The following is a 12,680-nucleotide window of genomic DNA, read 5'->3' as shown; positions in this document are numbered from 1 at the left end:
TTGCCACCGCGTCGCCTAACCTCAGCCCGGCATGCGACGCTCAAGCTCCGCGACCAACGGGCCACGCCGCGTGGCCCTGGTCACCACCGCCACAGCCGCACAATTCCCGGCATGACAGGACGGCATCCCCCAACCCCACACCTCTTGCCCGGAGGAACGCAGACCATGGACCACGCATCTCAGCTCATCCAGGAGCGGAGCGCCCCGGCGGCCACGCTGGTGATCTTCGGTGCCTCCGGTGACCTGACCCGGCGTAAGCTGCTGCCCGCAGTCGAGAGCCTGGCTCGGCACGAGCGGCTCCCGGACCAGTTCGCGCTGGTCGGCGTCGCCCGCACGTCGATGACCGACGAGCAGTTCGCCGAGAGCGCCCTCGGCGAACGCACCCTCGCGAGCAAGCGCCAGATCCAGGGCGGCGTGCGGTACGTAGCCGGCGGCTACGACGACCCGGAAACCTACAAGCGGCTCGTGGAGACCCTCGACGAGCTGGACGCACAGCGGGGCACGTCCGGCAACCGGCTCTTCTACCTGTCCACGCCGGCCGGGGCCTTCGAGCCGGTGATCAACGGGCTGGCCGCTGTCGGGCTCAACCGGCCGCGCGAAGGTTCCTTCTCCCGCCTGGTCATCGAGAAGCCGTACGGGCGCGACCTGGTGACGGCCCGCGAGCTCGACGGCGTCGTGCACAGCGCGTTCGACGAGCACCAGGTCTTTCGGATCGATCACTATCTGGGCAAGGACACCGTTCAGAACGTGCTGGCGCTGCGCTTCGCGAACTCGATCTTCCAGCCCATCTGGGATCGCTCCTGGGTCGACCACGTGCAGATCACCGTCGCCGAGACCCTCGGCGTCGGCAGCCGCGGCGGCTTCTACGAGGACGCTGGCGCGATGCGGGACATCGTGCAGAACCACGTGCTCCAGGTCCTCGCACTGGCACTGATGGAGCCACCGGCCTCATTCGAGTCTGAGGGCCTGCGCAACGAGAAGGTGAAGCTGCTGCAGGCGATCCGGCTCCCCACCGACCGAGACATCGCCGAGGCCGCGGTCCGGGGGCAGTACACCCGGGGCGGCACCCGCGAGGACCTGATGGCCGGCTACCGCGAGGAGGCCGGCGTCGACCCCCTGTCGCGGACCGAGACCTACGCCGCTATGCGGCTCAACGTGGACAACTGGCGCTGGGCCGGCGTGCCGTTCTACGTACGCACCGGCAAGCGTCTGCCGGCCCGGCTCACCGAGGTGGCACTGCAGTTCCAGCGGCCGCCGCACCTGCCGATCCCGACCGACCAGCTCACCGGCCTCGATGCTGACGCGCTGATCCTGCGGATCCAGCCGAACGAGGGCATCTCGCTGCGCTTCGGTGCAAAAGTGCCGGGCCACTCCTTCCGGGTCCGCACCGCCACGATGGAGTTCTCCTACGACCAGACGTTCGTCGAGGAGTCCCCCGAGGCGTACGAGCGTCTGCTCCTGGACGCGCTGATCGGTGACGCGTCGCTGTTCATCCGCAGCGACGAGGTGCAGCAGTGCTGGCGGATCGTCGACCCGATCATCGACAACTGGGAGAAGGACAAATCGCCGATCCCCACCTACGAGGCCGCCTCCTGGGGCCCGACCGACGCCGACCGGCTCATCGGTCGGCACGGCCGCAAGTGGCGAAATTCCGCCTGACCCTGCCACCACCATCTGGCGCATCCCGCGCCTTCTCGGCATTTCCCAGCTATTGGCGTCTACCACTTGCTCGTGCGAAATTACTCATTCTCTGCCGACCGATGCCCGACGTGGGATGCGCCTTATCGGCGCCATCCCGCTCGGCCGAAGATCGGCCCACCTTGGACGGTCCCGAGCCAGACGTTCGTGACCCGTCTTTGCGCACGAGCCCTCTGAGGCGCGCCTTCACGACCCGACGTGGTGAGCGCTCATGCCGAGTTGAGTGCACGTAGTCATGTCGATGTTGCCACGCCGAGACACTCCTCGACGTTTACGGTCAACCTTCTTTCACACCGTACGGAAGGGCAAATATCCACTGTTGAGACATATTTCCCCTGCGCGGCTCGAACCATGGTTGCCAGCCATTTTCGGCGCTCTCGTTCAAGGCGAGATAGAGATGACTACTCGCAGATTGAATCCGATAGCCCACGCCGTCCGGTGTCCCACTCAACCGCCACCGCTGTGAAGGCGAACCATTGGGCTCACGCATCTCAGGATGAGGATCCTCGCTTCGCTGATCGGTGGCGTCCAGGGCCAACCCGTTCGACGCGGAAACGATGAGCACCTCACCTTGGACGCCGCTTGGCTGCACGGTCCACAGTTGCTGGGGCTGTCCGTGTGCCGCCCAAACGATGACGCCGTGGTTGGGCTCCGCGGCGTATGCGGTGTCGAGGCCCTTGCCGCAAGAGCGGGCGAAGATGACAAAGGGGCCGGCCTCCCTGCGTCTACCCTTGAACACGGTCCGCACATCATCAACGCCGATCGTCAGAAACGGCAGCTTGAGCTCCATCTTGATCCGTGGCATCGGCATGGGAGGAAGATACGCCATGTCTGTCAGGGTGGGCGATGTCGGACTGACGACGCATTAATGATCTTGATTTGCTTCCCCGATAGCGGTGCAACGCCGCTGGCGTGATCGCAGACGGCACAGCTCTGGGCTGGACGAACGGCATGGCCTCCCCCGAGCAAGTCAACGTCCGCAACAGGCTACCGGCACCGCAACCTTGAAATGGAGCATCCCGGCCGATGGCGGTTCGTCTGATCCGCCACAACGTATGGCCATCTCGGTCGCTTCAACAAACTCATCTGCCGCGATAAGTTCGTCACGGAGAATGCCTTCGCGGTGTGCCCGTGGGCGTACAGGCTGCCCACGTGTTCGCTGTGGGCGGTGCGAAACTCGGGTGACCGGGGCGCGAGTCCGCCGGGAGAATCCGGGCCATGATGCTGCTGTTTCCCACGGACGTGTTGCGGCCGCAGCGGGTGGATGAGCACTTCGCCGGTGAGGCGCAAGCGGCTCGCGCGCTGGACTGGTCGATCGCGCTGGTCGATCACGATGCCCTGGCCGGCGGCGCTGATTGCGCGGTGGCGGTCGCAGGGGTGCCCGCCGATGAGGTCGTGATCTACCGCGGGTGGATGTTGTCCAGCCGGGCGTACGGCGGTCTCGCTGCCGCTCTGGCCGCCCGCGGGAGCCGCCTGCACACCGACGCCGGGCAGTATCACCGCGGCCATGAGCTGCCCGGCTGGTACGCCGCTTTGTCCGCCTTCACTCCGGCGTCGGCGTGGACCGTCGGCACCGGCCGGGGCGGCTTCGACACCGCCTGCGCCGCGCTGGGTTCAGGCCCGGCCATAGTGCGCGATTACAGCAAGTCGATGAAGCACTACTGGCACGAGGCCACCTACATCCCCGACCTTGCCGACGCGGCTGCGGCGTGGACGATCGCCGCACGGATGGCCGACCTGCGCGGTGACGACTTCACCGGCGGGTACGTGCTACGCCGCTACGAGCCGTTCACCGGTGCCGAGGTCCGCACCTGGTGGATCGGCGGCGTTTGTCGACTGGTCACCGCACACCCGGACACACCGAACGACCCGCCGCCGGAAGACCTCGACCTGACCGCATTACAACCGGCCATCGCCGGCTTGGACCTGCCGTTCGTCACCGTCGACCTCGCCCGCCGCACCGACGGAGTGTGGCGCGTAGTCGAGCTCGGTGACGGCCAGGTCTCCGACCGACCCGCCAACGTTGCACCGGAAGACCTGATCACGATCCTGCCCCGAACCTGACCTGGCCGCCTGCACCACAAGATCCACAACTACGGACTGTATCGATACGACGATCATCTGGGCGAGCGGTCATGCCGATGAACGCGTGTGCGATCTCTGCCCTCGACCGGCCAGACCACATTCCCCTTCGCGCCGAACGACATTCGCGTCTGCGATCGACCGCGCGCTGAGTACGACGTGATTTCCGTGCAGTCACCGATGGCAGCCCTCCGAACGCGAAAGACGGAGTGTCGGTCGCCGGGCGGCTGCGAGCACCGCGCCCATGACGACTACGAACGACGCCCGAGTTGGCCGCGGCTCCGACCGGCCGGCCGGGCTACTCCGTGTACGTCGGCGTCCACCATCGAAGAGGGGCTTCGATGGTGGACGTGGACGCGGCGTGGCGTCAGACGACGATGACTGTTTTGCCGAGCAGCTTGCCGTTGCTTGCATCCTGGTGGATGGTCGGCAGTTCCTCCAGCGGCCGGCGGTCGGCGATGTGCAGCTTGAGTACGCCGTTGTCGATGCGGGAGACGAGGTCGGCCAGGTGGGAGGCGTCGGGGCCGACCCACACGCCGGCGGTGCGTACCGAGCGTGCGTCGTCGGCCGGCACCGGGCCGGCGGAGCTGACGACGATGCCGCCGTCGGCCACGTAGGGGGTCAGCTTCGCGAGGTCCTCGGGAGCCAGGCGTACGTGGTTCACCACCACGTCGAAGGGGCCACCGACAGGGGCTGGGCCTGCGTCGAGGTCCAGCGGGTCGACGACCTTCTCCGCACCGTAGCCGTTCAGGCGGTCGGCATGCTGCTGGCCGTCGACGGCGGTCACCTTAGCGCCGGCTTCGACGGCGAGCTGGACCACGATGCTTCCCACCGCACCGCCTGCCCCGTTGACGAGAACGGTCTGGCCGGTCTTGATCCCGGCGAGTTCGACGGCTGCTTGGCGAGCGGCCAGCCCGGTCAGGGGTAGTGCGGCGGCGTCGGTCAGGGGGATGCTGCGGGGCGCGGCGGTCACCCGGTCGGCCGCCACGACCGCGTACTCGGCGGCTCCGCCGTGCTCATGCAGCGGGAACATGGCGATGATCGGGTCGCCGACCTGCAGTCCGCTGACTCCGTCGCCGAGCTCGGCAACGGTGCCCGCGACGTCGAGGCCGGGGGTGATCGGCAGCGGGGTGGGGATCATCTCAGCGAGGACACCCAGCCGGATGTGGTCGTCGACGGGGTTGAACGAGGTGGCCACCACCTTCACCAGCACTTGGCCGGCGCCGGGGACCGGACGCTCCACCTCCTCCTGGCGCAGGACTTCGGTGCTGCCGAACTCGTGGTAGCGAATAGCCTTCACTGCACTCTCCTCATGGTTTCGGGGTGTCGGATCCGTGGCGAACAGGGGAATCTCCGGACGCCGTGACGCCGCCGCACTTGCCTGGGCAACTGTGAACGAGTGTGCTTCACTTGCCTAGGCAAGTCAAGGTGCGTGGCATCACAGGGGCCGGCCAGGTCAGTGCCTGCCCCTGAGCAGCGAAAGGCATCTGGGTGTCAGGGTTGCCCAGTCAAGTAAGCTGCGCTTATGACCGGCACCCCCCGATGGCTCGACGACGAGCAGCAGAAGCTGTGGCAGGACTTGCGCACCGTGGTCATCGCGCTGCCCACGCTGCTGGACCGCCAGTTGCAGCGGGACGAGGGCATCTCGAACTTCGAGTACAGCGTGATGGCTCGGCTGTCCATGACAGAGACGCACACGATGCGGCTGAGTGACCTGGCCGCGCAGTGCGACAGCACGCAACCACGGCTGTCCAAGCTGATGGTCCGTTTCGAGCAGCAGGGGTGGGTCACCCGATACCCTGACCCAGACAACGGCCGATACACCCTCGCGACCCTGACTGACGCCGGACTACATAAAGTCGAGGACAGCGCCCCAGCTCACGTCGAGCGGGTCAGGCAACTGGTGTTCGACCCACTCAGCGCTGCACAGCAACGCCACCTCGGCGCCGCGCTCTCCCGCATCGCCGCTCTGGCACGCGAGCAACTCGACGGCCGGTGAACGGCGCCCACCGAACTGAGCTCGACACCTCAGCCCGGGTCCAGGGCTCCGTGTTGGCAACGGCGATATAAGCGGTCGGGGAGGCGGAGCGGTACGACTCTCGGCATCCTCATCTGCCGCAAGCCGCACGCTGGTCCGGGGACCCGGTGTCGGGATCGGCAGCAGTGGCACACTTCGCTCGTGAACGCGACGGAGGCAGTCGGCCGGCTTTCCGAGATCGTGGATGCTCTCGCGGCGCAGGGCTTCGACACCCGACCACTGGTGGTCGATTCGCCCGCTTCGCCAGGTGAGGTCGATGCGGTGGAGGGTCAACTGGGGTGCAAGCTGCCGACGTCGTTGCGGCACTGCCTGACGACCGTCGCCAGCCGGGTGGAGTTCGCCTGGTTCGCGCCGACCGACCACACCTTCCCTGATCCGTTCCGCGAGATCTTCTCTGGAAACCTGTGTTGGTCACTCGACGGTCTGCCCGATTTGATAACGGCAGTCCGAGGGTGGGTTGACGACGTGTTCCCAGACCCGAGTGACCCCTACGACAGGGTCTGGCATCACAAGCTGCCATTCATGGAGGTTGGCAACGGCGACTACCTCGCTTTGGACTTGGACGAGGACACGCACGGCCGAGTGGTCTACCTCAGCCACGACGACGGTGAAGGCCACGGCCGGACCATGGCGACCTCGTTCGAGGACTTGCTCATCCGCTGGATTCCCCTGGCCTGTCCGGGAGCTGAAGATTGGCAGTGGCTGCCGTTTTGCGCACGATCAGACGGGGGCCTCGACCCTTCGTCCGCGATAGCCCGCGAATGGAATGCGCTCGTACACCTCAAGAGCGGCCCACCAGCAGTCGAGGGACTGTGAACATCCGGATCTGCTGCGAGCCAAGCGTCGCTGAAGTTGATGGCAGATCGACGGCAGGATGGCGAACCTCCGAGATCAATCGTTGAGCGTCGTTATGGACCTGTGCACGTTCGGGCGTACCCAGTCGGGCACCTTGGCCCGCACCTCGACGGATGTCGTCGACAGCCGGTGTCTCGACGGCTCTGACCTGCGTGTTCAATCCGTTGAGAATCTTGTTCGAGCGGGCAGCGTTGAGCGACGAACCCCCGACCGCTGGGTGGATCCGTCGCGGTCCTCCAGCCTGACGGCCGGATGTTCGAGTCTGAACCTTCTTGAACGTCTCGGTCCGTTTCCTGGCATCTCTAGTCCGGATGGCATATATATGGTTCGATGCGATCAGACGGTGGCGTGCCACCTCTGGACACCGCCGGCCGGCGAGCCCGAGGCGTCGGCTGCCACACCCTGACCGGTTGACTGGAGATCTCATGACCAGCCCTCGATCCGCTCGGCCTCGGCAGACTCCGGGAGTAGCCGGCCCGCGCCGTGCCCGCGTCAGGCCCACCGCGCTGAGCATGCTGGCGGTCGCAGCGCTTGTCCTTGCGTACGTGGTAGCCATGCCGGTCGCATCCACGCCAGTGGGCCTGACCATGGAGGCGGCCGCCGCCTACGTCAAACTGGGCAACCGGACCACCGGCAAGTTCATCGACGGCATGGGCCGGACCACCAACGGCGCCGCAGTCGGCCAGTATTCCTCGTCGTCCAGCGACAACCAGCAGTGGACGATCGATGCCGTCGGCGACTACGTGCAGATCAAGAATCGGGCCACCGGCCTGTACCTGGACGGGATGGGCCGCACGACTGGCGGATCCATCTGCGGCCAGTGGAGTGGCAGCGGCAGCACCAACCAGCAGTGGATCCGGGAGGACTCCGGCGGCTACACCAAGTTCAGGAACCGGGCCAACGGGCTGTACCTGGATGGCGGGGGCAGCACGTCCGACGGCGCCAACCTCGTCCAGTACGCCAACAGCGGCAGCACCAACCAGCAGTGGATCGTCACCGACGTGTCGACTCCGGGATCGGGCACGATCACGGTGGACGGCAACAACATCCGCGCCGGCAACGTCAACGGCCTGACGTTCAAGGGCTTCGGTGCGCTCAGCGCCAACAGCACCAGCGAGTTGCTGATGGATTACAAGGCCCAGAGCCCGACCGCGTACGCGCAGCTGCTGCGGGTCCTCTTCGGTGGGGAGAGTCCGGTCTTCACCAACGTGAAGATCGAGATGGGCAACGACCGCAACAACTCCACCGGACCGGACCCCTCGACCATGCGTTGGGAGTCCGAGACCCCCAACGTCAAGCGTGCGCAGGGCTTCCAACTCGCGGCCGACGCGAAGAAGGTCAACCCGAACGTCAAGGTGACCCTGCTGCGCTGGAACTCCCCCGGCTGGGTGAACAGCAACGACAAGGTCTACACCTGGTTCAAGAAGACCATCCTGAGCGCGTACCGGACCTACGGGTTCATGGTCGACTACGTCAACCCGGGTCTCAACGAGCGCGGGGCGGACCTGAACTGGACCAAGACCTATGCCAACCGGGTCAGGACCGACAGTGCCGACTTCGCCAACTCGACAGAGCAGTCCCGGTACAACCAGCTCAAGGTCGTCATCTCCGACGAGGTCGGTGTCGGGTCGTTCGGCGGCAGCATGATCAGCGACGCCGGCCTGCGCGACGTGGTGGCGGCGGCCGGCTACCACTACAGCCCCGACGACGACAGCGCCGGCAACTTCAAGCGCCTGGCGATGGACTACGACAAGGAGATCTGGAACAGCGAAGCACAGGCGACCTTCGGCAATTCCGCCTTGCGCCCCAACAACAACATGCGGTCCCCATCGGTGGTCGGAACCGGCATCGGCGGCACCAACAGTGCGCTGGAAATGGGAAACACCATCATCAAGGGGTTCGTCAACTCGCGCCGGACCAACTTCATTTACCAACCGGCCATCGGGTCCTTCTACGAGGGTGGGCAGTACTCCTACAAGGAGGTCGTCAGCGCCCGTGATCCCTGGTCGGGCTGGCTGCACTACGACGCGGCCATCGACGTGCTGCGGCACTTCAGCTGGTTCGCCAAGACCGGCTGGGAGAACTCCAGCAACACGGCCGGCATCTGGCGCGCCGTCCCCGAATCCAGCTATACCGGAGCGACCGGGACGAACCCGGTGGTCGGACGCAACGGCACGCCCAGCTATCTCACGCTCGCCGCGCCCGACAGGCGCAACTTCTCCACGGTCTTCATGAACGACAGCGAGTACACCCAGTCGTACCGCCTCCAGCCGGTGAACATGGCCTACTCCGGCACTCCGGCCCTACAGCTGTGGGAAACCCGCGCGGCCGACCCCGGCCAGGCGTTCAACGCCAACTACCTGAAGCACCTCGGCAGCGTCCCGGCCGGTGACGGCGGGGTGTACACCGTGACGGTCAGGCCGAACTCGATCGTCACCGTGACGACGCTGGCCAACCACACCAAGCCCGAGTACCTGGAACCCCTGCCGGTGGAGGGCCAGCGCACCGTGCTGGACACCGACATCTCCGGCGACGTGCAGAGCACAAGCGACAACATCCTCTACGCCGACGGCTTCGACTACTCCGGCAAGACGGTCCCGGTGATCGGCAGCGGCGGCACCATCACGGGCACGGAGGACTTCATCACGTCGCGTGGCGGCGCCAGGAGCGTCATCCCGCGCTACGCCAGCGACCGCAACGGCGCCTTCGAGGCGTACCAGCCGGACGGATCGACCAATTACGTGCTGCGCCAGCAGCTGGACAGCCCGAGCCAGGGCCTGGGCGGTGCGTGGAACGGGGGGGACGCGGTCACCAGGATCGGTGACAGCCGGTGGCTCAACTACAAGGCCAGTGTCGACGTCTCCTTCGAGAACAGCAGCACCCAGAACGGCGCCAACCACGCCCGGCTGGGCATCCGCGAGCAGCACGGTGACAACGGTGCGCCGTACTCGGTGAGGTTCACCTTCGACGGGGGCTGGCAGTTGCTGGTCAACAACAGCGCGGTCGCCAGCGGCAACGTGGTCAGCGGCGCCGGCGGCGTGCGGATCGCTGGGTTCAACACCGCTCACAACGCGTGGCACAACATCGCGCTGAGGGGCGTCGGAAACACGGTGACCGCCTACCTCGACGGCGTCACACTGGCCACCTACACCGACCCGAATCCCAAGCTGTCCGGCCGGATCACGCTGGGCAGCGGCTACTACTTCACCCGGTTTGACAACCTCCGGGTGGAGACGGTCGACGGAAGCCCGCGGTACTACTCCGAGGTGCTGGACAACCTGGAGATGTCCGACCTGGCCAATCCGCCCGCCCGGAAGCTGGTGTACGGCGGGTCCTGGGCGCACGAAAACGGTAAGGGTATGTACAACGTTCAGCGGAGCCTGTCAACCAGCCAGGGAAGCGGCTCGACGCTGACCTACACGTTCGCCGGAACCGGACTGGACATCATCGGGCCGAACAACGGCTCGGCCGTCCTGCAGGTCAGGGTGGACGGTACGGTGGTCAACTCCGCGGCGAGCACGCTCGCCTCTCCCGAGTTCTATCAGACGTACGCCCTGCGCAACCTCGGCGCCGGCACACACACCGTGGAGATCATGGTGCGCAGCGGCAGTCTCGTCGTGGATGCCGTCGGGGTCGTCCGGCCGTGATGCCGGTCGCGCCGGACGGCCAACAGGGCTCACCCTGCACAGGCCCTCTGCAGTGCGTCGCTATGAGCACCCCACTGCGGGGGCGATGTTGCACGTAGACGTCAAGAAGCTCGGGAACATCCCCGACGGCGGCGGCTGGCGCTACGTCGGCCGAGCCGAAGGCAAGAAGAACCGCAACGCCACCGCGGGCAAGCCGCGCGGCAAGCACTACAACCCGATGATCGGCACTGCATTCGTGCATACCGTCATCCAGTTCGCGTTCGTCGAGCCAGCTCTCCAGCTCGGCGGCGACACTGCCGTCGGCACCGAGGTCCGCGCCGCCGCAGGCCGCACGTGCGTCCTCTTCCGCCCTCTGCGCGGCGGTCTGATTGGGGAACCCTGCCGCTTGTGCTGGCGGCGCCGGCCGTTCGCGTCCGGCGGGAGGTCGATGATGAAGAACCAGCGGGTCTGGCCGTTGGCGAGGCGGTAGTTGTAGACAGCCATGCGGCTGCACCTCCGCAGTAACGGGATCGGGGGATGCAGCCCACGTTAAGCGATCTCCGTTACCGCCAGCGTTTACCGCATTCGACACATGTACATACACGCGTGGTGCTTGACGGCAGCCATGACGGCAGCCCAGGCGCGCAACAGCAGTCATCGACAGCCCTTCGCTACTCAGCGCTACCGCTCTCGATCGTCCCGAACAGCCAGACCGCTGACCGCCAGGCTCCCCTCCTGGCTTTCCCAGCAGACTTTCGGCTGCTCTATTCGGACTCCACGCCCTCAGGGACAGCGACATCCCGCCAAAAAATCACCTGTGCATCAGAATCCTGATCTGCAAGCGACTCATCCAAGGCTGAGTCGTTTACGAGTCGAGGATGACCCCAAACGGCTTGAGTTCCAGCTTGACCCCCATTACGTAAGGCGAAAGTCCAGTTGGCAGGCAGGGCTCCCTCTTCCACTTCGAACAACTCCATCGGATACCAATTGGGTTGCCGCTTGTCGTCCACTAGTAGCACAGTGAGCCCCGAGTTGAACAGCGCCATTTCGTAGACGCGATAGCTTTGACCTGGCGTTATGTCAAATCGGGTACGCTCCGTGAAGTAGAGGCCCCGGTAATCCGAGGGCAGCGAGTATCCTTTGTTGGTGCGACACCTGACAATCATCCAACTGCCCGTCACTTGAACTTGAAGTCATCTACTTGCCCGGTAACCGTATTCCTAACATAGTGAATCTCAACACCATTAACATTGTTCGACATCTTCACCCAACCATCCTGAGACAGCCATCGCGGATCAGTCATGGTAATGCGAAGCTGCCTACCAGTCGCCGGGTTGGACATCGCCTCGTGCATCGCCATCTGCTCGGTCAGGTTATTCGGAGTCGCACGTCCAGTAGAACCCCGGCCGAGCGGCTTTAGATCGGTTGCGACACCGCTTGAGTCGACCTCGAACCGCGCCGTCGGACCACACCCTGTGTTGTGGACGAGGACCGGCGTGTCGCCGGCCAGCACATAGTACGTGTGGGATTTTCACCCCGTCACGCAGTGTGACTTACGTTTTCATGGCGTTTCACCTGGCCTTTCGCGTGTGGCACGAACTCGCCGCATCGAAATCTATCGGTGTTGACGGCGACCGTGACGGCAACCTGGGGAGACGTCCGCGCCGTTCAGTGGTCAGGGCATCGATGGGTGGCGTTATCCGAGGTGGGGGGCGGCCTCCATGACCGCCCAACGCGCACTACGCGAACTGCAACACCGGCGCATCACCTACAGCGTCGCCGGCAAAGGCACCTTCGTGCACCCCGACGCCTTCGACCTCCTACGCGGCGGTGCCTTCCGCGAACCCATCGACGACCCCGACCTCCGCCGCAGAGTCGCCGCCTACCTCGCCGACCAGCAGGCCATCACCATCCGCTACCACCACGCCCGCACGGCCGACGACAAGAACGCAGCCCTGCACGACCTGCTGCGCCACGCCGACACCAACAACGACCTCATCGACGAAGTGATCAAATACCAGGCCGACCGAGGCAACTTCGCCCAACAGCCCGACCACCTCCAACGGGCCAACGACGGCGACCAGCCCTCGCCGCCCGCCAAGCGTCCCCGCAGCAGCCGCGACCGCGCACCGAAGCAGTAAGCCAGCCGGACCAAGGCCCTCGACCAAGATCCGACTGGCTCAAAACTGCTCTACAGGATCAAGTACGGCCCGGCTGACGCCGGGCCGCGCGCACGCGCTACAGGCCTACGGCCCCGCGCGCACGCCCACCAACACCGAACCGCTGCACAGGAGTACGGCCGCCCGCCAGCCGAGGCCGTGACGATCCCACCACCGATCACCCTCGCCACGTGGTTCCGGGGATCGACGCCGCACCGCTAC

Annotated in this window: 8 protein-coding genes and 2 pseudogenes; 7 read left to right on the top strand and 3 right to left on the bottom strand. The window is 65.7% G+C overall.

All coding sequences use genetic code 11. The features are described 5' to 3' along the window. Positions 1 to 165 precede the first annotated feature (165 nt). On the top strand, positions 166 to 1,659 hold the full coding sequence (gene zwf / locus ACGFIE_RS31060; RefSeq protein WP_393301399.1) for a glucose-6-phosphate dehydrogenase: 1,494 nt from the start codon (positions 166 to 168) through the stop codon (positions 1,657 to 1,659). A 316-nt stretch (positions 1,660 to 1,975) separates the two neighbouring features. Here zwf and ACGFIE_RS31055 read toward each other — a convergent pair whose 3' ends face one another. Beyond that, positions 1,976 to 2,527 (bottom strand): RICIN domain-containing protein, encoded by a 552-nt coding sequence (locus ACGFIE_RS31055; protein ID WP_393301396.1) that lies wholly within the window; start codon positions 2,525 to 2,527, stop codon positions 1,976 to 1,978. A gap of 389 nt (positions 2,528 to 2,916) precedes the next feature. On the opposite strand from ACGFIE_RS31055, the gene ACGFIE_RS31050 reads away from it, so the two are divergent. Then, positions 2,917 to 3,762 carry an ATP-grasp domain-containing protein gene (locus tag ACGFIE_RS31050; protein ID WP_393301393.1) on the top strand — a complete coding sequence of 282 codons (846 nt, stop codon included), beginning with the start codon at positions 2,917 to 2,919 and terminating at the stop codon, positions 3,760 to 3,762. A 385-nt stretch (positions 3,763 to 4,147) separates the two neighbouring features. Here ACGFIE_RS31050 and ACGFIE_RS31045 read toward each other — a convergent pair whose 3' ends face one another. After that, positions 4,148 to 5,080 carry an NADP-dependent oxidoreductase gene (locus ACGFIE_RS31045; protein ID WP_393301390.1) on the bottom strand — a complete coding sequence of 311 codons (933 nt, stop codon included), beginning with the start codon at positions 5,078 to 5,080 and terminating at the stop codon, positions 4,148 to 4,150. 225 nt (positions 5,081 to 5,305) lie between these two features. Here ACGFIE_RS31045 and ACGFIE_RS31040 point away from each other — a divergent pair, with 225 nt between their 5' ends. The 4 genes and pseudogenes from ACGFIE_RS31040 to ACGFIE_RS31025 all read left to right on the top strand — a co-directional run. Next, the gene (locus ACGFIE_RS31040; protein WP_363689125.1) at positions 5,306 to 5,779 is read left to right on the top strand and encodes a MarR family transcriptional regulator; all 474 of its coding nucleotides are present in this window, start codon (positions 5,306 to 5,308) and stop codon (positions 5,777 to 5,779) included. Positions 5,780 to 5,959: 180 nt separating this feature from the next. Further along, a complete protein-coding gene (locus ACGFIE_RS31035; RefSeq protein ID WP_393301387.1) occupies positions 5,960 to 6,634 on the top strand; it encodes an SMI1/KNR4 family protein in 675 nt (224 codons plus the stop codon). 551 nt (positions 6,635 to 7,185) lie between these two features. Beyond that, the gene (locus tag ACGFIE_RS31030; RefSeq protein ID WP_393301384.1) at positions 7,186 to 10,320 is read left to right on the top strand and encodes an RICIN domain-containing protein; all 3,135 of its coding nucleotides are present in this window, start codon (positions 7,186 to 7,188) and stop codon (positions 10,318 to 10,320) included. 52 nt (positions 10,321 to 10,372) lie between these two features. Beyond that, positions 10,373 to 10,570 (top strand): annotated as a pseudogene (locus tag ACGFIE_RS31025) (IS481 family transposase); the annotation flags it as partial. Between the two features lie 906 nt (positions 10,571 to 11,476). Here ACGFIE_RS31025 and ACGFIE_RS31020 read toward each other — a convergent pair. Next, entirely contained in the window at positions 11,477 to 11,812 is a 336-nt protein-coding gene (locus ACGFIE_RS31020) for a hypothetical protein (RefSeq protein WP_393301381.1), read from the bottom strand. A gap of 193 nt (positions 11,813 to 12,005) precedes the next feature. Between ACGFIE_RS31020 and ACGFIE_RS31015 the strand changes: the two are divergent. Next, a pseudogene (locus ACGFIE_RS31015) lies at positions 12,006 to 12,440 on the top strand (GntR family transcriptional regulator); the annotation flags it as partial. Positions 12,441 to 12,680 lie beyond the last annotated feature (240 nt).

Origin of the sequence: Micromonospora sp. NPDC049275, assembly GCF_043197115.1 — a bacterium.
Classification (GTDB): Bacteria; Actinomycetota; Actinomycetes; order Mycobacteriales; family Micromonosporaceae; genus Micromonospora.
Note: the sequence above shows the minus strand (reverse complement) of the source record. Positions and strands in the feature narration are given on the sequence as shown.

Coding starts and splice junctions, on each gene's coding strand:
- ACGFIE_RS31055 (WP_393301396.1), bottom strand. CDS start 2,527: ATGGCGTATCTTCCTCCCATGCCGATGCCACGGATCAAGATGGAGCTC.
- ACGFIE_RS31040 (WP_363689125.1), top strand. CDS start 5,306: ATGACCGGCACCCCCCGATGGCTCGACGACGAGCAGCAGAAGCTGTGG.
- ACGFIE_RS31050 (WP_393301393.1), top strand. CDS start 2,917: ATGATGCTGCTGTTTCCCACGGACGTGTTGCGGCCGCAGCGGGTGGAT.
- zwf (WP_393301399.1), top strand. CDS start 166: ATGGACCACGCATCTCAGCTCATCCAGGAGCGGAGCGCCCCGGCGGCC.
- ACGFIE_RS31030 (WP_393301384.1), top strand. CDS start 7,186: ATGCTGGCGGTCGCAGCGCTTGTCCTTGCGTACGTGGTAGCCATGCCG.